The sequence below is a fragment of the Kitasatospora sp. NPDC059973 genome (genome assembly GCF_042737525.1).
Classification (GTDB): domain Bacteria; phylum Actinomycetota; class Actinomycetes; order Streptomycetales; family Streptomycetaceae; genus Kitasatospora.
Genome location: NZ_JBHWUI010000116.1, coordinates 1 through 26,917 on the forward strand (window position 1 = coordinate 1; position 26,917 = coordinate 26,917).

A 26,917-nucleotide genomic window follows, 5' to 3' on the forward strand; every position below is an offset into this window, starting at 1 on the left:
GACCGGGACCGTCCGGTCGGTGCACGGCTCCGGCGTGTCCGGGGTCCGTGGGCGGCGGCGTCGATCGGCCGGCGAACCGTCTCCGGGCCGGCGGAGCGCAGCGGGTGCGAAGGGCGCGGCGGGACGGACGGCGAAGGCCCCGCAACCACCCGGACGTGCCGGGCCGTTGCGGGGCCTGAGAGCCGTGGAGGCCTCGGGTGGTGCGGCGGGCGGTCAGCCGGCGGTCCGGGCGCCCGCACCCCGGAAGTGCTCGACGAGGACCTGCATGACGTCCTTGCTCCGCTCGCTGATGAAGAAGTGCCCGCCCTCGAACACCCGCAGGTCGAGCTCCGCCGTCGTGTGCTCGGCCCAGGCCTTCGCCTCGTCCAGGGTCGTCTTGGGGTCGTTGTCGCCGGTCAGCACGGTGATCGGGCTGTTCACCGTGATCCCGGGCGCGCAGCGGTAGCCCTCGACCGCCGTGTAGTCGGCCCGGAGGGCGGGCAGCGCGGCCCGCATCATCTCCTCGTCCCCGAGCAGGGCCGACGCGGTGCCGCTCAGCCGGCGGACCTCGGCCAGGATGGCGTCGTCACTGCGGAAGGTGTTCTCCTGCCGGACCGTCGACGGCGCGCGGCGCCCGGAGGCGAACAGCCGCACCGGAGCGTGCCCGTCGGCCTCCAGTCGACGGGTCAGCTCGAACCCGATGACGGCCCCCATGCTGTGGCCGAGGAAGGTGAGCGGGAGTTCCGGCTGGCGCCGGAGCACCTCGTAGAGGCGGTCGACGAGGACCGCCAGGTCGTCGATGGCCGGCTCCATCCGCCGGTCCTGCCGTCCCGGGTACTGGATGGCGAGGACGTCGACCGCGGGGCTCAGTGCCGCCGAGACCGGAAGGTAGAAGGAGGCCGAGCCGCCCGCGTGCGGGAGGCATACGAGTCGGGCGGTCGCGTTTTCGGCAGGGTGAAAACGTCGGCACCACAGTTCATCTCCGGGCGAAGGCCGAGACATGCCACTCCAGAAGGTCGTCATACCGGATTGTCAATTGAACCCGAACATAGCGAATTGCCGGAACGGCGGCAAGGAGATCGGCGGGCCCGGCCCCGCGTTATCCGCTCAACTGGCGAGCGGGCGACAGTTGAACGGTGGCCGGGCGGCCGGCCGACTGGTATTCCTTTGAACCGAGGGAGCGTGGCTGCCTGTTGCGTTGCCCCGATGATCCCGGTTACTGTTCCAAAATACGCGGCGACATTGAGAGGTGACGTACGTGGGACACAAGTTCTCTCTGGTGCTCAGTCGGGAGATCTCCGACGAGGAATCGACGATCCTGCAGGACGCGGGTTTCGCCGGCGCGACTTTCTCGACCGATGCGCTTCCGACCAACGCGGAGGTCCCGGTCACGAGGATCGAGTTCGACGACGAGGTCGCGCCCTCCCTGGCCGAGGCCATCGAGTCGGCCCTGGAGACGGTGAAGACGGTTCCGGACCTCACGGTCCCGGGCCTCAGCGTCCCGGCGGTGCCGCAGGCGCCGGTCGAGGAGGCGGCCGCCGAGGCGGCCTAGCCTGTCGGCACGAGACGAAGAAACCGCCCAGGTGGCGGTGGGTGTGAACGCGGCGGAGCTCCGGCCGAGGGTGAACTTTCGAGTCACCCCGACCGGAGCTCCGCCGCGTTTTCCGTGCGGCCGGCGGCCGTCCGCCGCGGCCGTCCGGTCGAGCACCTCCGGCCACGCCGTGGAGCACCCCCTGCCATCCCGTCGAGCACTTCCGGCCCTCCCCGGGCAGGGGCCGGCCGCGGCCTGAGCAGGCCGGTAGGAGGGGGGAATCGGGGGGCCCTTACATCCGGTGAGGGGACCCCTATATCCCCAGGCGGAAGCTTCCGGGGCGGTGTCCGGGGCTGCTAGCGTGCGGTTCTGGTTAATCCGATCGAACGCTATTGACTTTTGGGGGTCGGTGCGACGTTCCTCCGGCTGCCGACCTGCCGGAACAGACAGCTTCCGCTTCCGCTGCAAATGACTCGACCGAGTTGTCATGGGGGTGCAGTATGGGACTTCTAGCCCACAGTGTCATGCCGCTCAGAATTGATGAGCACTGGATTGGCGAGTCGGAAATCGTCTCGGTTCCGATCATGCAGATCCTGCCCGGGGACTCACCGCGTCTGGAGGGTGAGGACAAGATTCACGTCCTGCGGCTGGCGGCGATCGAGAGTCCGCTGCCGCCGATTCTGGTCGACCGGCGGACGATGCGGGTGATCGACGGAATCCACCGGCTGATGGCGGCCTCCCTCAAGGGGCGCCACACGATCGACGTCAGGTTCTTCGACGGCAGCAGCGAGGAGGCGTTCCTCAAGGCGGTCGAGTCGAACATCGAGCACGGCCTTCCGCTGTCGCAGGCCGATCGCAACGCGGCCGCGCTGCGGATCCTCAAGTCGCACCCCACCATGTCGGACCGCGCCGTCGCCAAGTCGACCGGACTGGGCGCCAGGGCGGTCGCCGAGCTGCGCCGCTCCTCCGACTGCGTGCCCGCCTCGAACTTCCGGGTGGGGCGCGACGGCAAGGTCCGACCGCTGAACGGCGCGACGGGGCGGCTGCGGGTGGCGGAGCTGATCAGGGAGAACCCCGAGGCCTCGCTGCGCCAGGTGGCCCGGTCGGCCGGCGTCTCGCCCGCGACGGCGCTCGACGTGCGCCGGCGGCTGGAGCGCGGGGAGGGTCCCGTGCCCTGTCAGCGGACCCCCGCCGGCACCCCGGCGGGCTCCGCCCGGGACCAGCAGCCGGACCGCACCCCGGTCGTCGTCGGTCCGCCCTCGACCGTCACGCTGGAGAAGCTCATGCGGGACCCGTCGCTGCGGCAGAACGAGCTGGGCCGGCGGCTGCTGCGGATGTTCAAGGAGAACGTGCTGGGCGCCAAGGAGATGTCGGACATCTGCGCGTCCGTGCCCTCGCACTGCATCGAGCTGATCGTCCAGCTCTCCCGTCAGAACTCCCAGATCTGGGAGGACTTCGCCCAGGAGCTGAACCGGCGGGCCCAGGTCGTCGCCGCCGAGTAGGGCGGCAGGGGGCCGGACGGTGTCCGGGGGCGCCGCGGTCCGCGCGCCCCCGTGCGGGCTCAGGCGGAGCGCCTGCTGATCAGACCGAGGAACGCCTCCAGGGCGTCCTGGTCGACGCGGAGGTTCTCGGCCAGGACCTGGTGCCGCGCCAGCAGCGAGGTGACCTTCCCCAGGGCCTCGTCCGTGCCGGTCACCACGACGTGGTCGCCCTGGCGGTTGACGCCGCTGACCTCGGGCAGCCGCGCCAGCAGGCGGTGGTCGAACGGGGCGGAGGGGCGGAACTGGATCCGCTGCCCGCTCCGGACGCGCTCCAGCAGCCTGGCCGGCGTGTCGGTGACGGTGAGCCGGCCCCGGTCGATCAGCGCGACCCGGTCGCACAGCCGCTCGGCCTCCTCCCAGGAACCGGTGACCAGCAGGATGGTGACGCCACTGGCGCGAACGGCCTCGATCAGCTCCCAGGTGTCTCGCCGCGACCGCGGGTCCAGCCCGGTGGTCAGCTCGTCGAAGACCGCCACCTTCGGGTTCCCGACCCGCTCCAGCGCGCTCGCCAGCACCTGGTCCGGCCGCTGGTCCGGCCGCTGGTCCGGCCGACCGGACGCCGGACCGGCCACCTCGGTCCCGTTCCCGGCGGTCTCGGTCCCGTTCCCGGTGGTGAAGCCGAGCGCGTCCATGAGCCGCTGCCAGTCGCCGGGGTCGCGGTAGAACGAGCTGAAGAGCGACAGCGCCTCCGCGATCCGCGGGTGGTCGGGTGCCCGGTCGTCCTGGAGGCGGGCGTCGATCTGCCGCGTCACCCCGGTCCGTTCCGGCCGGGGATCGCGGCCGAGCACCTCGATCCGGCCGCCGTCCCGGTCCCGGAGCCCTTCGAGGCATTCCAGGATCGTGGTCTTGCCCGCACCAGCCGGCCCGAGAATCCCGAAGATCTCACCTTCCTCGACGGAGAAGGAGACGTCATCGACCGCGACCCGGTCACCGTACGTCTTGTGCAGGTTCCGCACCTCGATCACCACGGACATCGGTTGTCCTTTCGAATGCTGGCTGCGCGTGCCGGTGTCGGCCCGGACTGGAGAACCTACGGTTCGCCCGGCCCCGCGGCCACCCCGCTATGCCCCGTACGCAGTGGGCCTACCCCCACCGGCTTTCCTGACTGTTCGATTTCAAGACGCCCCAGGGATATCCCGCCGAATCGATTCCGTGCACAAGACGACCGGTGGAATGGGCAGGAGGAGGGAAAACGATCGGAAATCGCCGAGTCCGGGGGAGAGGCGAGTGTGCTCCCGGCGGATCGGTCGAACGGACCGGCGAGCGGAACGACCTCGGTGCACGAACCACGGGAAGGCGGGGAACCGGACACCGGGCGCCGGCCGTGCGGTGGCGAACCCCTGACTTCGCGACCGGCACCCCTGTTCCGGGGCCCGCGAACAGGGGTCGGGGACGCCGCCACCCCTAAGGGGTGGCCGAGTGGCTCCTGGCCGCCGCCCGCGCGCCCTACTGTCGGAGCCGAAGGTCCCGGAGCGACCACCGCAGTGGACGGCGTCGAGCGGACGCTACCGAACCGACCGCCGGAGGAGCCGTGAGCAGCATGCCGTCCCCAGCGGCCGAGCGGCCGACGGGCCTGCCCGCCGTCGCCCGGGCGCGGGGGCACGCGACGGCCCTCGGCCGGCTGGCGGTGCTGGCCGTCCTCGTCCCGCCCGCGCTCGGACTGCTCGTCACGACCCTGATCGGCTTCGTGCTCTGGTTCTGCCTCGGGGTCTTCCCGCTGTTCCCCGCGGTCACCGGACTCACCAGGGCGGCGGCCGGCCTCGCCCGGCGGCTGGCCGGGGCGTGGTCCGGGGTGCCCGTGCCGTCGCCCTACCTGCCGCGCCCGGAGCCGGAGCGCCCGCCGCCCCTCCGGAGGACGACCACGGGGGAGCACCAGCGGAGCGGCCGGCCCACCGGGGACACCCGCACCGTCCGCTGGCTCTGGACCGACCCGGCGACCTGGCGGGACTACCTCTGGGTGCTGCTGAACCCGCTGATCGGCGGTGCGACCGCCGCCGTCCCGCTGCTCCTGGTCGGCTGCGGCCTGGCCGGCCTCGCGCAGCCGGCCCTGCACACCGCCCTCCTCCCGCTGGACGGCGCCGACACCGCGCTCCTCGGCTTCGCCCTGGCGGCGGCCGGCCTCGGTCTGGCGGAGCGGGTGCTACGCCTGCACGGCCGCTGGACCCGCGCCCTGCTCGGGCCCACCGAGCGGGCCGCGCCGACCTCTCTGTTCGGGCCCACCGAGCGGGCCGCGCCGACCGGCCGGGGCGGCCCGCCGGTCGGGGGCCGCCCGGACCTCGGCGAGGCCCGGGCTCCCGAACTGCGCCGGATCGAACGCGACCTGCACGACGGCGCCCAGGCCCGGCTGGTCGCGGTCGGCCTGCGCCTCGGCGCGGTCGGGGCGCTGATCGACCACGATCCGCAGGCGGCGAAGGAGCTGGTGTCGGAGACCCAGGCGAACGTCGTCCGGGCCCTCCAGGAGCTGCGCGACCTGGTCCGGGGCATCCACCCCCCGGTCCTCGCCGAGCGGGGACTCGTCGCCGCGGTGCGCGCCCTCGCCCTGGACGTCCCGCTGAAGGTCGAGGTGCGGGCCGACGTCCCCGGCCGGGCCGAGGTGCCGGTCGAGTCGGCCGTCTACTTCGCCGTCAGCGAGGCGCTCGCCAACGCCGTGAAGCACGGCGGTGCCCGGCGCGCCAGCGTGGAGTTCTCGCACGCCGCCGGGCGGTTGCGGGCCGAGGTGGCCGACGACGGCCACGGCGGCGCGGACCCCCGGCTGGGCAGCGGGCTGCGGGGCATCCAGTGCCGGCTCGCCGCGTTCGACGGCACGCTCACGCTGAGCAGCCCGCCCGGCGGCCCGACCCGGCTGACCATGGAGCTGCCGTGCGCGCTGTCCGCGCCCGGGGCCGCCACCTCGGGCGGGGCGGGCCGCCCCTGCCGCTGACCGCCCACGGGTGCGCGGCCGCCCCGGGCACCGATCGCGAGAAATCCCGCACCTAAGCGGGGCTTTAGCGGTCCGCGCGACCATCGGGCGTACGACGGGCCCGGTGTGCGGGATCCGCAGGACCGGAGACGACCCGAGGGGGGTGTCATGTCACGTTCCGTCAGCACTACCGGGCGCGCGCGGGCCCGGGCCGCCGTGCGCTGCGCTCCGGGGCGTCGACGGACCCACCGCGCCGCGACCCCTCACCGCGCCGCGACCCCTCACCGCGTCCCCGCCCCTCACCGCGCCCTCCCGCAGGCGCGCGGCCCCGCAACGACCCACCCAGTTCTGGAGCGACGAGCATGACCGACCCGGGAAACTCCACGATCGGACCGCCGGTCGGCCGGCCCAGGCGGGTGGCCGCCCTCGGCGGGTCCTGGGACGGGGTGCGCGCCGACCTGGCCGCGTACGGCACCGCCGTGGTCCACGCCGATCTCGCCGACCTGGTGCCCGTCCCCCCGGGCAGCGGGGAACCGCGCGGGCCGCTCGACCGGGACCGGTCGCGCTACCTGGACCTCGCCCACCCCGAGGTGCGCCACCGCCACGCCGCCTCCAGGGCGCTGCTCGAACACGCCGCCGCCGCCCTCCCGGACGGTGGCCCGGACGCCCCGGAGCTGGCGTACGGCCCCACCGGCCGGCCGTACCTGCGCGGCTGCGACCGGGTGGACATCAGCCTCAGCCAGGCCGACGGCCTGCTGCTGCTGGGCATCACCACCCGGGGCCTGATCGGGGTGGACGCCGAGCCCGCCGAGCGCCCGATGCACCAGGGCGGCCTGAGCCGCCAGGTGTGCACCGCGTACGAGCTGATCACGCTGGCGGCGCAGGCCGAGGAGGAGCGCAACCCGGCCCTGGTGCGGCTGTGGACCCTCAAGGAGGCGTACCGGAAGGCGACCGGGCAGGGCATGCGGTTCGACTTCACGGAGTTCGGCTTCGGTCCGGACGGCCGGCCCGTCCCGGTGCGGCGACCCGACGGCAGCACCGGGACCGGCGAGGAGTGGGGGTTCCACACCTTCGAACTGGACAGCGGGTACCGGGTCGGCGTCGCGGTCTACGACGCCGGGCCCGGCCCCCTCGAAGACATGAATATGACAACCGGGCCCGACCACGACCGCGCGTGATGCGAGCCCGTGCCCGGTCAGGCGGGCGGCTTCGGCGGCGGTTCGGCGCCCGCCGGCCCCTTCCCGAGCAGACCCGCCATCGCCACGTTGTACCCGGCCTGGAAGCGGCTGGTGGCCTCCAGCTCCTCGGTGATCTCCGATATGTGACGACGACAGGTGCGCACCGACATGCCCAGCCGGCGTGCCACCATCTCGTCCTTGTAGCCCCGGGCCATCAGCCGGATGATCGACTGCTTGAGGTCGTCCGTGGTCGGGGTGTCGTAGACGAACGGGGTCGCGCTGTCCCACAGGTGCTCGAACACCGCGCAGAGGAAGGCCACCAGGGTCGGCTCACGGACGATCGCCGCGCCCGTCGACTCCTCCTCGTCCGCGGTGCGCACCGGCAGGAACACCGTCTCGCGGTCGTAGATCAGCATCCGGTCGATCACTTGGTCCGCGGTGCGGATCTCGGCACCCATCGCGGTGACGTCACGGACGTACGCCTTGGTCGGGAGGTCGCTGCGGGCGGTGTGCTGGTAGATGGTGTGCATCCGCACCCCGCGCTCCAGCATGCCCTCGGCGGACTTGCGCGCGGCCGGCAGCAGCGTGGAGGGGCGGGCGCCGCCCGGCTGGACGGTGAGCACCTCCTTGCGACAGGTCTGCCCCAGGTGGTCGAGCATGTTCTGGATCGCGTCGACGTCGGTGACCACGTCGAACGCCTCGAACCGGTTGCGCAGCCGGCGGCCCTCGAAGTACAGGGGGCTGAGCGACAGCAACTTGCTGCGGACGTCGGTGACCGCCTGCTGCAGGTCGCGGATCTGATGCTCCGCCGGCCCGACCAGGTCGGCCGCGGCCACGTCCGGGCTGACCGGCACCAGGACGTTCGGGTCGCCCGGTCTCGGCTGCAGCAGGTGCATCAGCCGCAGCACCTGCTCGATGCGGCTGACCTCGGCCTCGTCCAGTTTCAGCACGGCGGCGATGGCATTCCGGTCGAAGCGGCCCGACTCGACGGCGTGTCCATAGGCGCTCGCACTCAGATCGTCTAGTTCGGCGAAGCCGGTCTGAAGCTGTGGGTGTCCGAACACTCTGAAGCCCCCGTCGGAATGCGAAGTTCCTGCCATGCAACTTTACGCCATGGTGATCCGCTCGGACCGGGCGTTGTCCGCGCGGCAGAGTAGAGCCCAGGCAAGCGGTGAAAGGCTGTGCGGCCGTCGCCCTGCCGGAGTTTCCGACCTGTTCCGACTGCTTGGGGGACAAGATGAAGGTCTCGACCATCAGGATTCGGGTGGCGGCGAAGAGCGCCCTGCTCGCGGTGGGTGTCGCAACCCTGCTCGGGCTCGGCCACAGCTCGGCCTCCGGCGTCGGTGTCACCGGCCCCGGAGACGACCGCTGGGGGATCACCCACCTCATACCGTCCCCCGTCGCGAGCGACGACTGGGGCCTGAAGAAGGAACTGCTCCTCAAGGCCGCCGACGCGCGCCTGGGCTTCAAGGTCACCGCGTCCGAGGACGACGACCGCTGGGGCTGATCCCCCGCGAACACCCGTCGGACCGGCCGGGGGTGCGGGGCAGTGCCCGGATGCCCCCGGCCCGGCCGGCGGCCGACCGGCGCGGCCCCGCCCGCCGGCTGACGGACCGCCGGGGCGGGCGCGGTGAGTCGTTCCCCGCCCGCCGTTCCGGGCCGCGCGCTCCACCCGTCGTCGGTGGGTCCGCCGCCGCCCGCCGGAGCGCGCCCCCGCCCGCCGGTCACGACCCGCTCCGAGCGCCCCGAGGTGTGTACTCCCTCGCCCCGGCGCTCGCGCCGCCGCCGGTGCCCTCCCCGGCCCGCGGCCCGCGCCGCTCTCCGGTCCCGGCCCGCACGTCACGCACCGGGCGGCCCGGCGGCCCGCCGTCGAACTCCGCGCTGCCGCGGCCCGACCGGTCGTCGCCGCCGACGTCGGCCGACCCGCCGCCGCCCGTCCCGGACCTGACGGCCACTCGCCCCGGACGTGGCGCCCGGCAGCCTCCCGCCCGCCGGTGCGCCGGCGCCCGGGTGCCACCCCTTCCCCGAAACCCGCCGGAACCACCGCGTCCGGTCGCGGCAGGCCGCTCCGCGCGCAGGCCGGGCCGCGCGCAGACCGCTCCGCGCGCAGGCCGGGCCGCGCGCAGACCGCTCCGCGCGCAGGCCGGTCGGCTCGTAGGCCGATCGGCGGGCAGGCCGGTCCACACCCAAGCCGGTCCGCGCGCAGGCCGGTCGGACCCCGCCGTACCCGACCCGAGCCCTCGTCACCCCGCCCCGGACAGCCCCCGTCGAGGCGGGGGGAAGTTGTTGCCGTGCAGCTTTCGGACGGCCCCCGGCGGCCCGTCCGGGCGGCCCCGCCTGCCTAGACTCGAACCGCCGGCGGATCACTTTCCGGCTGGCAAGTCTCAACCGCGCCCACGACTCTCCGGCGATCGCCGTGAGGCGGGCGCGCCGACCGTGACGCGGACGAAGCCGGGGGCCGAAAGTGCTGATGGACCGTGAACGAGAACTGGCCGTACTGGACTCCGCCCTCGCGGACAGCCTGCAGGGAACCCCCAGGATCGTCCTGATCGAGGGCGCGGTCGGCTGCGGGAAGAGCGAACTCGTCGAGACGGTCGCCGAACGCGCGGCCGCCTCCGGTGCGGTGGTGCTGCGCGCCATCGGCACCGCCGTCGAGCACGACCTCCCGCTCGGTGTGCTGGGCCAGCTGCTCGCCGCCGCCCCCGCCGGATCCCTGCCGGACCCGGCGGGGGCGCCGGACCCGTCCCGGATCGACGTGATGCAGTCCCTGTGCGCCGCCGTGCACCGGCTGGCCGAGACCACGCCGGCCGTGATCTGCATCGACGACCTGCACCACATCGACGACCTGTCCTGCCAGTACCTGCTCCACCTGGTCCGCCGCACCCGCGCCGCCCGCGTCCTGCTGGTCTGCACCGAGTCGGTCCACGAGCGCGGCGACGACCCCGTCTACGGCACCGAGTTGCTGCGCCAGCGCAGCTTCGTCCGGATCCGGGCCGAGCGGCTGCGCCCCGAGGCCGTCGACCGGCTGGTCCGCACGGAACTCGCCGCCTCCCCGGCCGACGGCAGAACCCCGCCGCCCGCCGACGCCGCCGGCGGCAACCCGCTGCTGCTGCGCGCCCTGATCGAGGAGCACCGGGCCGGCGGCCGCGCCCCCGAACTCGGCGGCGCCTTCACCCAGGCCGTCCTCGCCTGCCTGACCCGCTGCGGACCGGTCGCGCGCCGCCTCGCCGAGGTGGTCGCGGTCCTCGGCGAGCTCGGCTCGCGCGAACTGGCCGTCCGCCTGCTCGGCGGCACCGACGGCGCCGTCGTCCGGGGCAGCGCCACGCTCGGCGCCGCCGGCATCCTGGACGGCTACCGCTTCCGCCACCCCGTCGCCCGGCAGGCGGTGCTCGACCGGATGGACCCGGACGACCGGGCCGCCCTGCACCGCCGCGCCGCCGAACTCGCCTACCAGGACGGCGCCCCGAGCACCGCCGTGGCCGCCCAGCTCCTCGCCGTCGGCCCCACCGAGCTGCCGTGGGCGGTGGCGGTGCTCTCCACCGCCGCCGAGCAACTGCTCGCCGACGGCGCGACCGACCGGGCCGCCGCCTGCCTCGAACTCGCCCACCGCGGCCGGGCCGACGACGAACAGCGCGCCCAGTTCCGCACCATGCTCGCCGCCATCACCTGGCGGACCAACCCCAGTGCCGCCGAGCGCAGCCTCGCCGGACCGCTGGAGACCCTCAGGGCCGGCCGGCTCGGCCCGGCCCGGCTCGGACCGCTCGCCCGGCTGCTCACCGAACAGGGCCGGATCGACGAGGCCGGCCAGGCCCTGGAACGGCTGGCCGCCGCCCGCGCGGCCGAGCGCGCCGGACAGCCCGCCCGGCTCGGCCGCGGCGCCGACCCGCTGGACGGCCTCTCGGCGTTCCCCCGGTGGGCCGGCCCGGCCCCGTCGGCCGCGGGCGCCCGGCCCGGCGAACCGCTGCCCGCCCGCACCCAGGGGCCCGCCACCCTGTGGGCGGTCCCCGAGTACACCGCGGACGGGGCGGCCGGGGCCGCGGCCGAGACCTTCCTGCGCGGCGCCACGCTAGGCGACGGCACCGCCGCCCCGATCGTGCAGGCCGTCCGGGCGCTGCTCGCCACCGACGGCCCGGCCCGCGCCCTGCCCTGGTGCCAGGTGTTCCTGGAGGAGGCCGTCCGGCGCGGCGCACCCGGCTGGCAGACCACCTTCACCGCCCTGCACGCCGAGGCCCTGCTCCGGCAGGGCGACCTGGCGGGCGCCCAGCAGCGGGCCGAGGCCGCCCTGGCCTTGCTGCCCGAACGCGGCGGCAGCGTCTACGCCGGGGGCGTGGCGGCCACCCTGATCCGGGCCGCCACCGCCGCCGGCCGCCACGACACCGCCGCCCGCGAACTCGGCCGCCCGCTGCCCGAAGGCCTGACCGGCAGCATCCACGGCCTCGCCCACCTGCGGGCCCGCGGCGAGTACCACCTCGCCACCCACCGCTTCCACGCCGCACTCGGCGACTTCCTCGACATCGGCCGCAGCCTGAAGCGCTGGGGCCTGGACCGGCCGCTGCTGATGCCCTGGCGCAGCGGCGCGGCCGAGGCACTGATCCGGCTCGGCGAAGTCCCGCAGGCCGCCCGGCTCATCGCCGAGCAGCTCGCCCACCGGGACGCCGCCCACCCGTGGATCTGCGGACTCACCCTGCGCGTACGGGCGGGCCTGTGCGAGCCCCGCGAGCGGCACGCGCTGCTCGCCCGCGCGGTGGACGAGCTGCACGAGGCCGAGGACCGCTACGAACTCGCCCGCACGCTCGCCGACTTCGCCCGGGTGCTGAAGGAACTCGGCGAAACCAACCGGGCCGGCATGGTCGGCCGCCGCGCCTGGCAACTCGCCAAGGAGTGCGGCGCCCAGGCCCTGTGCGAGCAGATCACCCCCGGCCCCGGCGGACCCGGCGGGCCGTCCGAGGACACCCGGTGCGGGGGCGTCGACTTCGCCGAACTCCACGCCAGGCTCAGCGACTCGGAGAAGCGGGTGGCGATGCTCGCGGTGCACGGCCACACCAACCGCGAGATCGCGATGAAGCTCTACATCACCGTCAGCACGGTCGAGCAGCACCTCACCCGGGTCTACCGCAAGCTCAACATCACCTGCCGGCGGGAACTGCCCGCGGAACTCCACCTGCTCGGCTCGGGCGGCCGGGTGTGACGGCCCGGCGGACCGGGTGACGGGAGTCCGGCACCGCGGTGAACAGCGAGGACCGGCGGCGGGAGCCCCCCGGGCCCGCGGCGTCGGCCGGACCGGCCGACCGCCGGACCGGCCCGGTGCGACGCCGCGCCTACCCACGGAGACACCATGACGACGCACACCGGTCCGCCGGACGCGGCCCTGCCCGAGGTGCTGCGCACCGGCATGCTGGCCCGGGTCGAGGAGCGGCTGCGGGGTCAGCTCCATGCCGAGCACGCTCGCTGCCGGGCCGTCGACCCGCCGGCCGCGGGCATGGTGGAGGCGCTGGCCGACCTGGTCGCCGCCGGTGGCGAGCGGATCCGGCCGACCGTGCTGCTCACCGGCTACCTCGCGGCGGGCGGCGATCCGGCGGGCGGCCCCGCCGTCGACGCGGCGGCGGCCCTCGAGCTCCTCGACACCTGCTACCTGATCCGCCGGGACGCCCGGGAGAACGCCCCGCTCCGGCAGGGCGCGCCGACCCTGCACGTCCGGCACGCGGCCGAGCACGAGCGCAACGGCTGGTGCGGTGACGCCCAGGGGTTCGGCGTCGGCATGGCCTCCCTGATCGGGGACCTCGCGACGGCCCTCGCCGACCGGCTCGCCGCGGGCCTGCCGGACGCCGCCCGGCAGGTCTGGCACGACCTGCGGATCGGCCGGCTGGGGGGCAGTTACGTCGACTCCGAGCTGTCCAGCCGCTACCTCGCCGACCCGTGGCCGGCCGGCTGCCTCGCGGGCTGCGCCCGAGGCTGCGGCACCGGCTGGTACGCGCTCCAGCACCCGCTGCTGATGGGCGCCGCGCTGGCCGGCCGCGGCGACCTGGCGGTGGTGTACCAGGACTACGCCCGCCTGCTGCACGCCGCCTGGCGGGTGCGCGGCTTCGTCAGCGGCAGCGGGGACCGCGACTGGTACGGCGACCTGCTGCGGGAGCTGCTGCTGGGCGGCGAGGACCCGGACCGCGCCGAGCGCACCATCGGCCACCTCCTCGACCGCACCCGGCGGGTCGTCGCCGCAGCCCCGCTGACCATCGCCTGGCGCACCGAACTCGCCACCCTGGCCACGCGCCTGGCCGCACCCTGACCGGCCCGGCCGACGTTTGATCTCGCCCGCCCGCCGCCGGGGCACTCGGCCCGGTCCCGGCGGTCGGCTCTCCGATGCCCCTCGTTCCCGGGGTCGTTCTCGCTCGACCGCCTGGCCGTCCTCGCCCGCCCTCGGGCCGGCCGGCCCACCCCGCCGGGGCCGCCCGTCCTTCGGCTACCCGTTCGGCTACCCGTTCGGCTGCCCCGCCGGCTCGGCCCGGCGGCCGGGGGCGGGCAGGCGCCAGACGCCGGGGCGGACCTCCAGGTGATCGCCCGGGCCGGGCCGGGCGGTGCGCAGGGCGCGGTGGGCGAAGGACTCCAGCCGGCGGTCGTGGAGGGTGCGGGCGAGGTCCAGGCAGTCGGTGAAGCGGGCGTGTGCCCGGACGTGGTCACCGGCCGCGAGCGCGTGGAGTCCGAGGGCGCGCAGCACGTCGAACCGGGCCCGCGGGTCGGCCGGTCCGGAGCCGTCGGCGAGCGCGGTGGCGTGGGCGGAGGCGAGCAGGGCGTCGGCGTCGGCGCCGTCCCCGGCGTCCATCCGCAGTTCGGCCAGGCCGACCAGGGCGCGGCTCAGCTCGGCCCGGTGACCGGACTCCTCGGCGACCCGGCGGGCCAGCCCGTAGTACTCCCCGGCCTCCTCCGGGCGCCGTTGCTGCCAGGCGAGATCGCCGAGCGAGCGGAGCGTCCGGGCTTCGGCCCCGCGGTCGCCGCAGCGCCGGGCCGCGTCCAGGGCGAGCGCGTGCGTCTCGGCCCAGGCGTCCCAGGCGGCGTGCGTCTCCAGGTGGCCGTCCAGCGCAGCCACCAGCCGGAGGACGGCGGCCGGCCGCCCCGCCCGGTGGGCCTGCCGGACGGCGCGGACGAGCGCCTCCCGCTCACGGGTGAACCAGCCGGCGGGATCGTGCGGCTCCTCCCCGGTGGGCCGGGCGTGCGTCAGCACGGCGGTGACCCGCTCGGCCGCGCGCGCGTGCTCCGCACAGAGCCGCTCGATCGCGTCCCCGGTGTCCTGGGGGTCCTCCTCCTCGGTGAGCCGTTCGACGGCCAGGACCCGCAGCAGCTCGGGGAGGTGGTGGCCGGTCCGGTCGGCGGCCAGCAGCCGGTCGTCGAGCAGCCCGTCCAGCAGGCGAGCGGTCTCGGCGGGGGAGCGGCCCAGCACCGCAGCGGCCGTCGCGCGGTCGAACCGGCCGGCCGGTAGCAGCCCGAGCAGCCGGAAGGCCTGCCGCAACTCCGGCCGGGCGTCCCGGTAGGCCCGCAACAGCGGCTCCCGGACGTCGAGTTCGCCGATCCGCAGCTCGCCGAGCCGGTACCGTTCGTCCCGCAGCCGGTCCACCAGGCAGGCGACCTTCCAGTGCGGGCGCGCCGTCAGCTGGGCGGCGGCGACCCGGACGGCCAGCGGCAGCCGCCCGCACAGCTCCAGCAGTTCGCGGACGGCGGCGGGCTCGGCCGCCTCCCGCTCCGGGCCGGCGGCCGCCGCGAACAGCAGCCGCGCCTCCTCGGGGTCGAGGGTGTCCAGCAGCACCGGCCGGATGCCGCCGAGCCCGGCGGGCAGCCGGCGGGCGGTGACGATCGCGCTGCTCCCGCCGGTGGTCGGCAGCAGCGGACGCAGCTGCGCCTCGGAGTCGGCGTTGTCGAGGACCAGCAGGAGTTGACGACCGGCCAGCTGGGCCTGCCAGGCGGCGCGGAGCTCGCCCGCCCCGGCGCCCTTCGCCGGCCGTACCCCGCGCCGTCGCAGCAGGGTGGACATCGCCTCGGTGGCGCGCAACGGTCGCCCTCGTTCGGGGTGGAGGTCCAGGAAGAGCCGGCCGTCGGGGAAGGACGGGTCACTGCGGCGGGCGGCCTCCAGGGCGAACGCGGTCTTGCCGACCCCCGGCTGCCCGGCGACCGCGACGAACGATCCGGCCGGGGCGTCCCGCAGCAGCTCCTCGACCTGGGCGAGGGCCGTGCCGCGGCCCGCGAAGACCGGGTCGGCGGGCGGCATCGCCCTCTCGTGCCCGGCCCGGACGGCCACGGCGACGGCCCGGCCGCCGCCCGCCGCCGTGCGCAGCAGCCCGGGATCGCCCGCCAGGATCCGCCGGTGCAGGCGTTGCAGCGGCGGCGCGGGTTCGATCGCCAGTTCCGCGACCAGCGTCCGGCGCAGCTCGGCGAAGGCCTCCAGCGCCTCGGCCTGCCGCCCGGCCCGGTACAGGGCCAGGATCAGGTGGCCGTGCAGTTCCTCCCGCAACGGGTGTTCGGCGGCCAGCGACCTTAGTTCGGCGATCAGTTCGTGGTGCCGGCCGAGTTCGAGGTCGGCCCGGATCCGCTGGTCCAGGGCGGCGACGCCGGCCTCGGCGAGCCGGGCGGCGGCCCCTTCGAGCAGCGGCCCGTGCGGGGTGTCGGAGAGCAGCGGGCCGCGCCGGAGCGCGAGGGCCCGGCGCTGGAGGTCGGCGGCGGCGCGGTGGCGGCCGGCGGCGAGCGCCTCCCGGCCGCGCCGGTGCAGCCGCTCGAACTCGGACAGGTCGAGCCGGTCCGGCGGGACGCTGAGCCGGTAGCCCGGGGACTGGGTGCGCAGCAGCTCCCGGCCCCGGTCGGGGTCGGCGGCGTGCAGCAGCTTGCGCAGCTGCGAGACGTAGACGTGCACGGTGGCGGTGGCCGTGCGGGGCGGCTCGTCCCGCCACAGCTCGGCGACCAGGCTGTCGACCGAGACCACCCGGTCGCCGTGGACCAGCAGGGCGCCGAGGACCACCCGCAGCTTGGCCGCCCGCGGTGTGTGCGGGCCCGTGCCGCCCTCGATCTCCATCGGCCCCAGGATCCGGAACCTCACCGGGCCCACCCCTCGTACTCGCTGTGCTCTCGTGCGCCGGGTCCCCGGCGGTGACGACGGTGACGGCGGTGATGGCGGCCCGCCGGCCGGCGGCGGGTCAGAAGTCCTGCACCACGGTGGTGCGTGCCTCGGCGACGGTCCGCCGGTGCTGGGTCAGCGTCAGGGTGACCGGGACGGCCGGCCGCCCCGCCGTGTCCCGCCCGACCGGCCCGGCGACGGCCGCGCAGTGCACCGGCGGGTCCGCCTCGGCGACGCCGCGGACGCGCACGTCGCAGGAGGCCGGCAGGGTCCGCCCGGGGACCAGCCCGCCGGCGCGCCCGGCGACCAGCACCGAGGCCTGCCGCACCGCCTCCAGCAGCAGCGGCGCGGAGAGCTGACGGGGGAGGACCCAGCTGCCGAGCCGGCCGCGGGAGTCCCAGGCGGGCTCGCTCAGCACCACCTCCGCCGCCGAGGCGAGGCCGACCGAACCGGGGTCGGCGGGGGCGTCCGCCGCCCCGGGGGCGGCGCGCACCGCCCACCGCCCGGCCCGCTCGCGGGGCGGCCCGGGCGGGTCGAACGCCAGGCTCGCGGTGCCCGTCGCGCACGGCACGTCGTCGAGCGACACCTCCAGGCGGAGGTCGAGGCCGCGCGGTACCCCGTCGACCGTCGCGGTCGGGGTGGCCCGCAGCTCGGCGGTCAGCCGGGCCGGACCGCGCCCGGCCCGCCAGGCGGCCACCTCGGTCACGTCGAGTCCGAACCGGCGGAACCACCCGGGCCGGTCCGGGGGCCCGCCGAAGTACTGCCGTCCGACGAACTCGGCGGTCTCCCGGACCGCCTCGACGACCAGCAGCGGATCGTGGAAGTGGCCCGGCCCGTCGTCGGCCCCCGGGACCTCCCCGATCAGCCGGAACCGCTCCTCACCGCGGCTCGGCGCCTCCAGCAGGCAGTGGTCCCAGGACGGCGGACAGTGGACCAGGTGCCGGGCGGCCCCCGGCCCGGGCGCCCCGCGGTCCCGCACGGTGCTCCCGACGGCCATGGCCGCGCCTCCCCGGGTCGTCCGACGGCCGCCCCCTCGACAGCCCTCCCCCCAGCATGGCCCCACCGGGCGGTACGCGGGCACCCCGCCCCCGTGGCAGCAAGTTGCGCGACCGCTACTCCCACCCGGCCCGTGCCGGGGCCGGTGGACCGGGAACCGGGCGGGCGCGCGGGTCGGGCGCGGGGGGGGGGGCGTGGGCAGGCGCCGTGCGGGGTGGAGGGAGGACGGGATGGGCGGCTCGGACGCGCTGTCGGACTACCACCGCAAGCGCGACTTCGACAGGACCGCCGAACCCGAGGGCGGCGGCCGCGCCGCACCGGGCGCGCGGCCAGGGTTCGTGGTGCGGATCCACGACGCCCGCACCCTGCACTTCGACTTCCGCCTGGAGGTCGACGGCGTGCTCAAGTCCTGGGCGGTCCCCAAGGGGCCGTCCGGTGACCCGCACGACCAGCGGCCGGCGATGCCGACCGAGGACCACCCGATGGAGTACCGCGACTTCGAGGGGGTCATCGCCGAGGCCGAGTACGGCGGCGGCACGGTGATCATCTGGGACGAGGGCGGATACGAGAACCGCAGTACGGACCGGCGCGGCCACGAGCTCCCGTTCGCGGAGGCGCTCGACGCCGGTCACGCGTCGTTCCGGCTGGCCGGCCGCAAGCCGCGCGGGGACTGGGCACTCACCCGGTTCCGCGAGGACGGCACCGGTGAGCGCGCGGCCTGGCTGCTGGTGCGGCACGGTCACGGTGGTGGCCGGCCCGCCCCCGACCCCCGGCGGGCCCGCTCGGTGCGCAGCGGACGGACGCTGCGGCAGGTCGCCGAAGAGGCGGGCCGGGCCCGCATGACGAGACCCGTCAGAAGACGGGTTCCGGTGCCGGGCCCGGGCCCGGGAGGGGGCCGGGGCGGGGGTGCGGATCCGGTCCCGGGGCGGGTGTCGGCTGCGGGTCCGGACCCGGCCGGGGCGGTGCGGGCGGTACCGGGTCCGGCCCGCCCGGGCCGGGGACCGGACCGGGCAGGGGGCCGGGCTGCGGGCCGGGGCCCGGGGCCGGGGTGGGACTGGGCGGTACGGGGTCGTTCGGGGGTGTCCCCATAGGGCTGCTCCTGGGCTCGATTCGATCGTTCGGCATCGTCTTCCTCGGCACCGCCTACCCGGGCCGCGCCCGGGGACACGGGGCCGAACGGGGTTCGGCGGGCCCGGACGTCAGCCGGCCCCCGGCAGCCGTACCTCCAGGTGGCCCGAGAGCACCCTGGTCTCCAGGACCGGCTGGGGCGCGGTGGCCGGGCCGCGCACCACCTCGCCGTCCCGCAACCGGAACTCGCTGCCGTGCCAGGGGCAGCGCAGGCAGCCGGCCACCACCGTCCCGGCGGACAGCGGCCCGGACAGGTGGGCGCAGCGCTCGGCGAGCACGTGGTAGCGCTCGCCCTGGTGGACCACGACCACGGTCAGTTCGCCCGCCGTCCGGCGGACGGGCTCGCCGTCGGGGAAGTCGTCGACCGGACCGAGGCCGACCCAGTCGGGCGGCGCCAGCCGGGGCACCGCGGCGGACCGGTCGGGCCCGGCGGCCAGCCGGTAGGAGAGGTGCCCGCCGAGCGCCCCGCCGACCGAGACGGCGGTCAGCCCGGCCAGGCCGAGCAGCCGGCCACGGGCGTGGTGCCCCCGGCAGCGGGCCAGCAGCGATCCGGCGTACAGCAGCACACCGGTGGTGTTGGACAGCGCGTGCACCAGGCCGGTGCGCCGGCGCGGCGGGTCGAGTCGCGCCCAGTCCACCCAGCCGGCGAGCGCGGCCGGCCCGGCGGTCAGCAGCCCGGCCGCCACCAGGGTGCCGGCCGCCCGGCGGCCGCCCGGGGTGAAGTCCAGCAGGCCCGCGGACATCCAGCAGCCGATCGGGAGCTGGACCAGCACGGGGTGGAGCGGGTGGCCGAGCCACACCCCGTGCAGGGCGTCGCGGGACGGCCCGAGCGGGACGGACTCCACGGCGTCGGCGAGCGAGGAGGCCGGGGCGTCGAGGAACTCCCAGTGCGCCGGGGCGTCCAGCGCCCGGCGCAGTCGGCGGGACCACGGGTGCAGGTGCAGAGCTGAGGCATCCATACCGGGCGGCTTGCCGGGCACCGCTCCGCCAAACCCGAATCCGGCCGCCGGTGAAACGACACGCGGTCGGGTCCACACCGCCGGGTGCACCTTCGTCGACGGCGTTTGGGCGGGCCGCTACGGGGGACCCGCCCGGGTACCGGAGGAGTTCCGGAAGGCCCGGAGGTCCGGACGGCGGTCCCGACCGGATCGCCGGCCCGTCGGCCGTGGTGCCGGGTGATCGTGCCCGCCCCGGCCGGGTGCCGCGGGTCGGGTACGGGCCGGTCAGCCGGGGGTGGGGAGCAGGAGCCCGCCATGCGAAGCCTCGAACGCCGTTACGCGGTGACACTGCCCGGCCCGGTGGGCGGCCACGCCCCGCCCACCACCGTCGTCGTCCACGCGACCGACGCGACGGGCCCCGACGGCGAACCGGTCTGGGAGAGCGCGGACGGGAGCCTGCGGGTGGAGATCACCGGCGGCGTGGCCACCGTTCTCACGGCGCCGGCCGGCAGCGGCCGGCACCCCTGCCTCCAGGCGTACGCGCTGCCGTGATCGACGGTGTGGCGACCGACGGTGCCGTGACCGACGGCGCCGGGAACCCGACACCCGTCGGTCACGCGGGCCTCCGGCCGGTGCCGCCCTCAGGGTGCGGCGCTGTCAGCGGCCGGGAGCCCCGGCCGGTCCTCGCCGCGCCCCGCCGCCGGTGCGTCGGCGGACGACGGGGCGGCGCCCGGTGGGCCTGTGCCGTCCGTCGGGCGTCGTCGCAGGCCACCCGCACCATTTACGCCACCCTCACCGTCCCCCGCTCCCGGCCGGACCGGTTCTGCACCGCCAGGGCCCAGGACCGTCGTCCGATGCTCACCACTGCCTCCCGGTGGTCCGGGGCGGGCGCCACCCGCCCGCCGATGCCGCGCGGCTGCCCGAACCGGACGCCACCAATCCGGCATGCCGGGCGCGAAGCCGGGTACCCGCCGGCTCCCGGGGGCGCGCAGGGGTGCCGGCGGCCGCGGCCCCGCGCACGGGCTGCGCCCGCCCACCGAACGGCCGAGCCCCGAGGAACGTCTCCGCCCACCCAATCCCGACCTTCAGGAGGAACGATGACCAGCGACACCAAGGTCCTCGCGATCGTGACGAACTACGGGGTCGAACAGGACGAACTCCTCGTCCCCGCCCAGCACCTGCGCGACGACGGCGTGCGGGTCGACATCGCCGCCCCCACCACGGACGACATCCGCACGCTCGTCGGGGACGAGGAGCCGGGGGAGCGGGTGCGCCCGACCCACACCCTCGACGAGGTCGACCCCGCCGACTACGACCTGCTGCTCATCCCCGGCGGGACCATCAACGCGGACACCCTCCGACTCCACCGGAAGGCGGTCGACGCGGTGCTCGCCTTCACCACCTCCGGCCGCCCGGTCGCCGCCATCTGCCACGGGCCCTGGCTGCTCGCCGAGGCCGGGGTGGCGTTCGGCAAGCGGCTCACCTCGTACCCGTCGCTGCGCACCGACCTCGCCAACGCCGGCGCGACCTGGCTCGACGAACCGCTGGTCACGGACGATGCCAACGGCTGGCGACTGGTCACCTCCCGCAATCCCGGCGACCTCGACCACTTCCTGCGGGGCATCGACGTCGCCCTACGGGTGTCCGCCGGGGCCGCCGGTCCGTCCTGACCGTGGTCCGTCCCGATCGAGCGCGCTGAGGCGGCCCGCCCCACACGAGGGGCGGGCCGCCTCGACGCCCGACGGCGCCGGCCCGGGTCAGTCCGGGTCAGTCCGGGTGGGGCTCGTGCGGGAGGTCGTCCCAGCCGGGGGCGTCCTGGTCGTCGAGCTGCTCGCGCAGCCGGGCCAGGGTGGTGGTGAGCAGCCGGGAGACGTGCATCTGGGAGACGCCGATGCGTTCGGCGATCTGGGACTGGGTGCAGCCGTCCCAGAACCGGAGCTTCAGGACGGTCTGTTCACGGGCGGGCAGCTGGGCCAGCAGCGGCCGGACGGCGGTGCGGAAATCGGCGAGTTCGATGCCGGGGTCGCAGGTGCCGATGCGGTCGAGGATGGCGCTGCCGGTCTCGTCGGTGTCCTGGTCGCGCTGGGCGTCGAGGGAGTCCGGCCGGTACACGCGGCCGGCGACGAGCCCCTCGGTGGCCTGGTCCACGGTGAGGTGGAGGTCCTCGGCGATCTCCTCGGGCTGGGGGAGGCGGCCGAGCCGCTGTTCGAGGCGGTCGGAGCCGCGGGCGACGGTGAGGTAGAGCTCCTGCATGCTGCGCGGTACGCGCACGGGCCAGGAGGTGTCGCGGAAGAAGCGCTTGATCTCGCCCGCGATGGTGGGGATCGCGTAGGTGACGAACTCGACGCCGCGGCCGGGATCGTAGCCGTCGACGGCCTTGATCAGGCCGATGGTGCCGACCTGCAGGATGTCGTCCATGTCCTCGGCGCGGTGCCGGAAGCGGGCGGCGATGAAGCGCACCAGCGGCATGTTCAGCTCGATGACGGTGCCGCGCACGTAGCTGTAGGCGTGCGACTCCCGGGGCAGCGCGACCAGGCGGTCGAAGAGCGCGTCGCTCAGTTCACGGGCCTCGGTCTTGCCCATCGAGCGCAACTCGGCCTCGGTCGGCCGAGGTGGCAGGTCGGCCGGCAGGCCGGCGGGTACGGGGGCTCGGGAATCGTTCTCCAGGGTGGTGGACACGGGTATCTCCAGGGCATCGGGTGAACGCCCGGCGGCGGCGCGTGACGTGCGCCGACCCCGGGTCTCTTTCCCTCCGGAACCGACGGCCGGCTTCGTGCCGGTGGCCCCGGTGGCACCCGGCGGGGTGCGGAGCGGCGTAGGCCGGGCGAACGCCGCACGGGTGTTCTACCCGACATACGACACCCGAGTCATGTTTTGTGCGATTTATATCGCTTCATCCGATTCGCCCCTTCGGGTGCCCGGCGGCCCGCACGGCCGAGACCGTCCGCTCCCGGCCGTCTCGGGGCCGAGACCCTCCGCCCTGGCCGCCTACGGGCCGGAGACCGGCTGTGCACGGGGTCGGGACCGGCCGCCCACGGGCCCGATACTGGCCGCCTCCGGAGCCGCGACCCGCTGCCCCCGATCGGAGGCGGCCCGGCGAAGCGCGGTCGCGAGGGCCTCGTCCAGCGCGGCGGAGAGTTCGGCGTCGTCCCGGTCGGTGCCCGCCCAGGCGACGTGCCCGTCGGGGCGGACCAGCGCCGCGCGTACGCCGGCCCACGCGGCCGGGGGCCCGTCGAGGACGGCGGAGCGGACGGCGAGCCCGGGCCGGGCGCGGTCGCCGAGGGCGCCGTCGGGCGTCAGGTCGAGCAGCAGGTACGCGGTCGGGTCCAGCAGGGCGAACAGGCCCGCCTCCGAACCGGCGAGGGCGAGGTCGGGTGCGCGGGTGCCGGTGAGCGGGTGGGCCGCCGGGGCGCCGTCGCCGGCGCGCGTCGTACGGGGCCGGATCGTGCGGCGTGCCGTCGGGGTCCGGAGCCCCGCCGATTGATGTTCGCCCGCCCGCCGATTCTTTGTTACCCGCGGGTATTGGCTCGCCCCCTCGGCTGGTGTACGTTCTCGCCCGGGCGGAACGACTGCCCCGGGTCCAGGGGCCTTCCGGTGGACCGCGCCTGACGCCCCCTCATGGGACGCCGGGCCCGGCCGCGCGGGGCGACCCGGCTGCACGGACCCGGTCGGCGGCGACTTCGGCCCCCTCCCGCCCGGCTCCCGCCGGACGGAAGGCGCTCGGCCCCCCCGGTGGCGACTCCTGCCGACAGCCGGCCGTTCGGCATGCCCTCGACCCTCCGTCGACCGGCGCCCGCGGCGGCCCCGTCGAGCGAGGACCTCGTCCGAGGGGGGCCCGCTCCGCCCGGTCACAACGTCGTCGCGACTCGCGCCACCGACCGACCCCCACCGCCGCGCCGACCGACGACCCCCACAGACGAAAGGCCACCTCCCCGATATGAGCATCAAGGCACGGCTCGTTGCCGCAGCGGCCCTCACGGCCGCGATCACCGCCGGTCTCGCCACCCCGGCGGTCGCGGCCCCGAAGGCCCCGGCAGCCCCGGTTGCTCCGGTCAAGGCCCCGGCCGTCGCCGCCGCCGCCGCGAGCAGCGGTGCGGTGACCGAGGCGCAGTGGCTGGCCGACGTCGGCGCCGCGATCGCGCCCGCCCGCGCGTACGTCGAGCAGCGCACGGCCACGCCCACCGGCGAGAAGCCCGCGATCGTGTTCGACATCGACAACACCACGCTCGCCACGCACTTCCACCCGTTCGCGATGTCGGGCATCGCGCCCGTCGTGGAGCTGGCGCAGTACGCCCACAGCCGGGGGGTCGCGATCATCTTCGTCACCGCGCGGGTGGACTTCATCGACCCGATCACCCGGCACAGCCTGGCCGCGGCCGGCTACACCGTGGACGAGCTGCACGGGCGCGACCTGTGCGACCTGTTCAAGCCGGTCCAGCAGTACAAGACGGACGAGCGGGTCGAGGTCGAGAACGAGGGCTACACGATCATCGCCAGCGTCGGCAACAACTGGACCGACCTGGACGGCGGCCACGCCGAGCGCACCTTCAAGCTGCCGGACTACAACGGCCTGCTCTCCTGACCCACCCCGCCGGGCGGTCGACCCACGCCCTCCGGCGGTCCGACACCGCCCGGGGCCGGTGGGCACGCCGAGCCCCGGGCGGGACGCGGACGCGGTGCCCGGGGCGGGAGGCCGTGCCCGGGGAGAGGCAGCGCGACGGGCAAAGAAGAACCCCCGGACGACAGACGTCCGGGGGTTCCAGCGGTGGGCCTAACAGGACTTGAACCTGTGGCCTCTTCCTTATCAGGGAAGCGCTCTAACCGTCTGAGCTATAGGCCCGCGCTGATGTTGCCCGCCAACATTAGCAGAGCTCGGACCGAGCCCCGACCGGGTCAACCCCGGCCCCCGGATGCGCCCGGACCCCGGCCGACTCCGCCGTGGGCCGTGGCGGCAGCACGGTGGTGGCCGGGCCGACACCGCGCAGCTGTGTGGGCCCGGGGCGGACCCGGCCCCTGTCCCGACCCCCGAGCGGAACAGGGGCGCTGCCGACCGTCGGCCCGGCGGGTCCCGGGTCGGCAGCGCCGACGTGTCAGCCGGCGAGCTGGTCGACGGTGGGGACCACGATGCCGAAGAGGTCGGTGATCGTGGTCAGGCTCGCCGCCTGCAGTCCGGCGGCGGGCACGAGGCCGCCCTCGGACGCGGCCAGCGAGCGGGTGGCGGTCGCCTCGGCGACGACGGCGGGCCGGTAGCCGAGGTTGAACGCCCCCTGGGCGGTGAAGGTGACGCACATGTGGGTCATGAACCCGGCCAGCACCAGGTCGAGTCCGGAGCCCAGGTCGCGCAGCGTCTTCTCCAGCTCCGTCTGGTGGAAGGCGTTGGGGAACTGCTTGACGACGATCGGCTCGCCGTCGATCGGTGCCACCTCGGGGCTGATCGCACCGATCTCGGCGCGGATGTCATAAGGGGTGCCCTCGCCGCCGTCGTTGACGATGTGGACGACCGGCGTGCCGGCCGCGCGGGCGGCGGCGAGCAGGCGGGCCCCGGCGGCCAGGGCGGGCTCGACGCCGTCGAGCGCCATCACGCCACCGCGGTAGGTGTTCTGGAAGTCGATCATGATCAGGGTGCTCTCGCCGAGGCGCGGCGGCGTGTTGTCGAGGCCGATGACGTCACGCAGGGTGGTGGAGGCAGACATGGCTGGAGGTGTCCTTTCGGGCGGATGACGGATCGGTCGGAAGCCGGACCGGAAGCCGGACCGGAAGGTGCGACGTCGGACCGGAACGGGTTGGACGTGAGAAGGGGTGGACAGGGCGGATTCGGGCGGCCCGTATCCGTGCCGGTGCCGGGAATCAGGCATGGCGGAGCCTCGGTCGCGACGACTCGCGTGCCGCGGCGGCCGGGTGAGGGAGCGGTCAGGGCGTCCGGTGATCCCGACGCAGGGGCGACGACACCGGTGCCACCAGGACGCCGGTGCGACCAGGACTTCGTGCGATCAGGATGCGGTGCGATCAGGACGTGGTGCGGAAACGGCGACGGTAGGAGGCCGGGGTGGTGCTGATCTGCTTGCGGAACGCGCGGTGCAGCGTTTCCACCGAGCCCATCCCGATGCCCGCCGCGATCTGCGCCAGTGGTTGGTCAGTGGTCTCCAGCAGGCGGCGGGCCGCCTCGACCCGGGCCGCCTCCACGTAGGCGGCCGGGCTGGTGCCGGTCTCCTGGCGGAAGACCCGGGCGAAATGGCGCTCGCTCAGGCACATCCGCGCGGCCAGGGCGGGGGCCGACAGGTCCTCGTCGAGATGCTCGGTGATGAAGACGCGCAACTCGTCGATGTCCCTGCGGGCCGGGGCGGGCCGGCTCAGCGGCACGCTGAACTGGCTCTGGCCGCCCTGCCGCCGCAGATACATCACCAGCTGTCGGGCCACGGCCAGGGCCAGGTCCTCGCCGTGGTCCTCGGCGACCAGCGCGAGCGCGAGATCCATGCAGGTGCTGATGCCCGCGCCGGTCCACACCCGGCCCGAGCGGACGAAGATCGGGTCGGCGTCGACCCTGACCTTCGGGTGGTCGGCGGCGAGCTGGGCCGCGGTCGACCAGTGGGTGGTCGCCCGCCGCCCGTCCAACAGCCCGGCGGCCGCCAGTAGATGCGCTCCCACGCACACCGAGGCGATCCGCCGTGCGTGCGGTGCCGTCTCCCTCACCCACTCCACGACGGCCTCGTCGACCCGGGCCACCGGACCGTCGGGGCGCAGCTCCACCGCGCCGGGCACCAGCAGCGTGTCCACTGCGGCGCCCACCTCGGAGAAGGAGAGGTCCGCGACCAGGCGGACCCCGGCCGAGGTGACGACCGGCCCGCTGTCGGGGCCGGCCAGCCGGATCTCGTAGCCCGCCCGGCCGCCGGTCTCCCGGTTGGCCAGGGCGAAGACCTCGGCCGGACCGGTGACGTCGAGCAGGTCGACATCGGGGAAGACCGCGATGACGACACGGTGTGGAGTGGGCATGCATCCATCGTCACGGCAGCACCCGGACGACCGCAATGACGGCGATCTGTCACATCCGGCTATCGGGCGTCCGGGCCGCCGACGACATGCCGGGGGCTCTCCGGGGCTCTGGCAGGCTCTGGCGGGCTCTGGCGGGCGGACCGCCGAGCCCCGGTCCGGGCCGGCCGGGGAGGTTTGCCTCTGCCGCCAGGGGCGGGTAGTGTTTCCTAGTCGCTCGACTGGGAGCACCGGACACGCAATAGCGCGGACGGTCCCGGGGCGGCCAATCCTCTTGTTCACACCTCTCTTCCCGGCTGGGTCGCGTTTCGGTGCGCCTCCGCTCGAATTGTTGTGCGTGTTTAAGTCGGTTGCGGTCGGATTCGCTTTGTGAAGCGCGGTTCGGCTAGAGTTCAGCAGGTCGGAGAGGCCCCCGGGTCGATAATCCGACAACCTCTGGAAAGCCGGAAGCGCGGAAAGACGAAGCAGAGCGATCTGCTAGAGTCGGAACCGCCGAAAGGCCGAAAGAAAGCAAATCGGATGAACGAAGCGCCGGTAAACGGAGCGGAAAGCATCTGGTAAGCTGGAAACACGAAAGAACGAAGCGCCCGGAGGGCCCGCTGGAAGGCGGTCCGAAGGAAGTGTCCGTTCCTTGAGAACTCAACAG

Annotated in this window: 20 protein-coding genes, 1 tRNA gene and 1 pseudogene; 11 read left to right on the forward strand and 11 right to left on the reverse strand. The window is 75.3% G+C overall.

The genetic code is table 11. The features are described 5' to 3' along the window. Window positions 1-213 precede the first annotated feature (213 nt). Entirely contained in the window at window positions 214-1,002 is a 789-nt protein-coding gene (locus ACFWA9_RS27170; protein ID WP_329490259.1) for an alpha/beta fold hydrolase, read from the reverse strand. 235 nt (window positions 1,003-1,237) lie between these two features. Between ACFWA9_RS27170 and ACFWA9_RS27175 the strand changes: the two genes are divergently transcribed. Both ACFWA9_RS27175 and ACFWA9_RS27180 read left to right on the forward strand, forming a co-directional pair. After that, the gene (locus tag ACFWA9_RS27175) at window positions 1,238-1,531 is read left to right on the forward strand and encodes a hypothetical protein (RefSeq protein ID WP_329490260.1); all 294 of its coding nucleotides are present in this window, start codon (window positions 1,238-1,240) and stop codon (window positions 1,529-1,531) included. 563 nt (window positions 1,532-2,094) lie between these two features. Beyond that, window positions 2,095-3,012 carry a transcriptional regulator gene (locus ACFWA9_RS27180; RefSeq protein ID WP_352295578.1) on the forward strand — a complete coding sequence of 306 codons (918 nt, stop codon included), beginning with the start codon at window positions 2,095-2,097 and terminating at the stop codon, window positions 3,010-3,012. A gap of 59 nt (window positions 3,013-3,071) precedes the next feature. Here ACFWA9_RS27180 and ACFWA9_RS27185 read toward each other — a convergent pair whose 3' ends face one another. After that, window positions 3,072-4,025 carry an ABC transporter ATP-binding protein gene (locus ACFWA9_RS27185; RefSeq protein WP_380390417.1) on the reverse strand — a complete coding sequence of 318 codons (954 nt, stop codon included), beginning with the start codon at window positions 4,023-4,025 and terminating at the stop codon, window positions 3,072-3,074. A 566-nt stretch (window positions 4,026-4,591) separates the two neighbouring features. Here ACFWA9_RS27185 and ACFWA9_RS27190 point away from each other — a divergent pair. Both ACFWA9_RS27190 and ACFWA9_RS27195 read left to right on the forward strand, forming a co-directional pair. Continuing rightward, window positions 4,592-5,971 (forward strand): sensor histidine kinase, encoded by a 1,380-nt coding sequence (locus ACFWA9_RS27190; RefSeq protein ID WP_380390418.1) that lies wholly within the window; start codon window positions 4,592-4,594, stop codon window positions 5,969-5,971. Between the two features lie 341 nt (window positions 5,972-6,312). Beyond that, complete coding sequence (locus ACFWA9_RS27195) at window positions 6,313-7,128, forward strand: 4'-phosphopantetheinyl transferase family protein (protein ID WP_380390420.1); 816 nt, start codon at window positions 6,313-6,315, stop codon at window positions 7,126-7,128. A 17-nt stretch (window positions 7,129-7,145) separates the two neighbouring features. On the opposite strand, the gene ACFWA9_RS27200 is transcribed toward ACFWA9_RS27195, so the two are convergent. Then, window positions 7,146-8,078, reverse strand: coding sequence for a LuxR C-terminal-related transcriptional regulator (locus tag ACFWA9_RS27200; protein WP_380390421.1), 933 nt, complete (start codon window positions 8,076-8,078; stop codon window positions 7,146-7,148). 287 nt (window positions 8,079-8,365) lie between these two features. On the opposite strand from ACFWA9_RS27200, the gene ACFWA9_RS27205 reads away from it, so the two are divergent. The 3 genes from ACFWA9_RS27205 to ACFWA9_RS27215 all read left to right on the forward strand — a co-directional run bounded on the left by ACFWA9_RS27205 (window position 8,366) and on the right by ACFWA9_RS27215 (window position 13,411). Continuing rightward, window positions 8,366-8,635, forward strand: a complete 270-nt coding sequence (locus ACFWA9_RS27205; protein ID WP_380390423.1) for a hypothetical protein — start codon at window positions 8,366-8,368, stop codon at window positions 8,633-8,635. A gap of 963 nt (window positions 8,636-9,598) precedes the next feature. Further along, window positions 9,599-12,316 (forward strand): AAA family ATPase, encoded by a 2,718-nt coding sequence (locus ACFWA9_RS27210; protein WP_380390425.1) that lies wholly within the window; start codon window positions 9,599-9,601, stop codon window positions 12,314-12,316. A gap of 147 nt (window positions 12,317-12,463) precedes the next feature. Further along, window positions 12,464-13,411 (forward strand): hypothetical protein, encoded by a 948-nt coding sequence (locus ACFWA9_RS27215; RefSeq protein ID WP_380390427.1) that lies wholly within the window; start codon window positions 12,464-12,466, stop codon window positions 13,409-13,411. Window positions 13,412-13,597: 186 nt separating this feature from the next. Here ACFWA9_RS27215 and ACFWA9_RS27220 read toward each other — a convergent pair whose 3' ends face one another. Both ACFWA9_RS27220 and ACFWA9_RS27225 read right to left on the reverse strand, forming a co-directional pair. Further along, a complete protein-coding gene (locus ACFWA9_RS27220; protein WP_380390429.1) occupies window positions 13,598-16,204 on the reverse strand; it encodes a BTAD domain-containing putative transcriptional regulator in 2,607 nt (868 codons plus the stop codon). A 97-nt stretch (window positions 16,205-16,301) separates the two neighbouring features. Beyond that, entirely contained in the window at window positions 16,302-17,219 is a 918-nt protein-coding gene (locus ACFWA9_RS27225) for an AfsA-related hotdog domain-containing protein (protein ID WP_380390431.1), read from the reverse strand. 229 nt (window positions 17,220-17,448) lie between these two features. Here ACFWA9_RS27225 and ACFWA9_RS27230 point away from each other — a divergent pair. Continuing rightward, window positions 17,449-18,048 (forward strand): annotated as a pseudogene (locus tag ACFWA9_RS27230) (DNA polymerase ligase N-terminal domain-containing protein); the annotation flags it as partial. A 369-nt stretch (window positions 18,049-18,417) separates the two neighbouring features. On the opposite strand, the gene ACFWA9_RS27235 reads toward ACFWA9_RS27230, so the two are convergent. Further along, window positions 18,418-19,305 (reverse strand): Rieske 2Fe-2S domain-containing protein, encoded by an 888-nt coding sequence (locus ACFWA9_RS27235; RefSeq protein WP_380390433.1) that lies wholly within the window; start codon window positions 19,303-19,305, stop codon window positions 18,418-18,420. Between the two features lie 294 nt (window positions 19,306-19,599). Between ACFWA9_RS27235 and ACFWA9_RS27240 the strand changes: the two genes are divergently transcribed. After that, window positions 19,600-19,836, forward strand: a complete 237-nt coding sequence (locus ACFWA9_RS27240) for a DUF6296 family protein (RefSeq protein ID WP_329490273.1) — start codon at window positions 19,600-19,602, stop codon at window positions 19,834-19,836. Between the two features lie 545 nt (window positions 19,837-20,381). After that, a complete protein-coding gene (locus tag ACFWA9_RS27245) occupies window positions 20,382-20,954 on the forward strand; it encodes a DJ-1/PfpI/YhbO family deglycase/protease (RefSeq protein WP_380390435.1) in 573 nt (190 codons plus the stop codon). A 97-nt stretch (window positions 20,955-21,051) separates the two neighbouring features. Here the strand turns inward: ACFWA9_RS27245 and ACFWA9_RS27250 are convergent, their stop codons facing one another. Next, window positions 21,052-21,963, reverse strand: coding sequence for a SigB/SigF/SigG family RNA polymerase sigma factor (locus ACFWA9_RS27250; protein WP_380390437.1), 912 nt, complete (start codon window positions 21,961-21,963; stop codon window positions 21,052-21,054). A 309-nt stretch (window positions 21,964-22,272) separates the two neighbouring features. Continuing rightward, on the reverse strand, window positions 22,273-23,229 hold the full coding sequence (locus ACFWA9_RS27255; protein ID WP_380390443.1) for a hypothetical protein: 957 nt from the start codon (window positions 23,227-23,229) through the stop codon (window positions 22,273-22,275). Between ACFWA9_RS27255 and ACFWA9_RS27260 the strand changes: the two genes are divergently transcribed. Next, window positions 23,222-23,866 carry an HAD family acid phosphatase gene (locus ACFWA9_RS27260; protein ID WP_352295611.1) on the forward strand — a complete coding sequence of 215 codons (645 nt, stop codon included), beginning with the start codon at window positions 23,222-23,224 and terminating at the stop codon, window positions 23,864-23,866. The genes ACFWA9_RS27255 and ACFWA9_RS27260 overlap by 8 nt on opposite strands. A gap of 184 nt (window positions 23,867-24,050) precedes the next feature. On the opposite strand, the gene ACFWA9_RS27265 is transcribed toward ACFWA9_RS27260, so the two are convergent. From ACFWA9_RS27265 to ACFWA9_RS27275, 3 genes are all read right to left on the reverse strand, one after another. Then, a tRNA-Ile gene (locus ACFWA9_RS27265) sits at window positions 24,051-24,124 on the reverse strand. 250 nt (window positions 24,125-24,374) lie between these two features. Next, window positions 24,375-24,977, reverse strand: coding sequence for an isochorismatase family protein (locus ACFWA9_RS27270; protein ID WP_380390439.1), 603 nt, complete (start codon window positions 24,975-24,977; stop codon window positions 24,375-24,377). A gap of 313 nt (window positions 24,978-25,290) precedes the next feature. After that, window positions 25,291-26,274, reverse strand: coding sequence for a GlxA family transcriptional regulator (locus tag ACFWA9_RS27275; RefSeq protein ID WP_380390441.1), 984 nt, complete (start codon window positions 26,272-26,274; stop codon window positions 25,291-25,293). Between the last annotated feature and the right edge of the window lie 643 nt (window positions 26,275-26,917).

Coding starts and splice junctions, on each gene's coding strand:
- ACFWA9_RS27170 (WP_329490259.1), bottom strand. CDS start 1,002: ATGACGACCTTCTGGAGTGGCATGTCTCGGCCTTCGCCCGGAGATGAA.
- ACFWA9_RS27180 (WP_352295578.1), top strand. CDS start 2,095: ATGCAGATCCTGCCCGGGGACTCACCGCGTCTGGAGGGTGAGGACAAG.
- ACFWA9_RS27185 (WP_380390417.1), bottom strand. CDS start 4,025: ATGTCCGTGGTGATCGAGGTGCGGAACCTGCACAAGACGTACGGTGAC.
- ACFWA9_RS27190 (WP_380390418.1), top strand. CDS start 4,592: ATGCCGTCCCCAGCGGCCGAGCGGCCGACGGGCCTGCCCGCCGTCGCC.
- ACFWA9_RS27195 (WP_380390420.1), top strand. CDS start 6,313: ATGACCGACCCGGGAAACTCCACGATCGGACCGCCGGTCGGCCGGCCC.
- ACFWA9_RS27205 (WP_380390423.1), top strand. CDS start 8,366: ATGAAGGTCTCGACCATCAGGATTCGGGTGGCGGCGAAGAGCGCCCTG.
- ACFWA9_RS27210 (WP_380390425.1), top strand. CDS start 9,599: ATGGACCGTGAACGAGAACTGGCCGTACTGGACTCCGCCCTCGCGGAC.
- ACFWA9_RS27215 (WP_380390427.1), top strand. CDS start 12,464: ATGACGACGCACACCGGTCCGCCGGACGCGGCCCTGCCCGAGGTGCTG.
- ACFWA9_RS27225 (WP_380390431.1), bottom strand. CDS start 17,219: ATGGCCGTCGGGAGCACCGTGCGGGACCGCGGGGCGCCCGGGCCGGGG.
- ACFWA9_RS27235 (WP_380390433.1), bottom strand. CDS start 19,305: ATGGATGCCTCAGCTCTGCACCTGCACCCGTGGTCCCGCCGACTGCGC.
- ACFWA9_RS27240 (WP_329490273.1), top strand. CDS start 19,600: ATGCGAAGCCTCGAACGCCGTTACGCGGTGACACTGCCCGGCCCGGTG.
- ACFWA9_RS27245 (WP_380390435.1), top strand. CDS start 20,382: ATGACCAGCGACACCAAGGTCCTCGCGATCGTGACGAACTACGGGGTC.
- ACFWA9_RS27260 (WP_352295611.1), top strand. CDS start 23,222: ATGAGCATCAAGGCACGGCTCGTTGCCGCAGCGGCCCTCACGGCCGCG.
- ACFWA9_RS27255 (WP_380390443.1), bottom strand. CDS start 23,229: ATGCTCATATCGGGGAGGTGGCCTTTCGTCTGTGGGGGTCGTCGGTCG.
- ACFWA9_RS27270 (WP_380390439.1), bottom strand. CDS start 24,977: ATGTCTGCCTCCACCACCCTGCGTGACGTCATCGGCCTCGACAACACG.
- ACFWA9_RS27275 (WP_380390441.1), bottom strand. CDS start 26,274: ATGCCCACTCCACACCGTGTCGTCATCGCGGTCTTCCCCGATGTCGAC.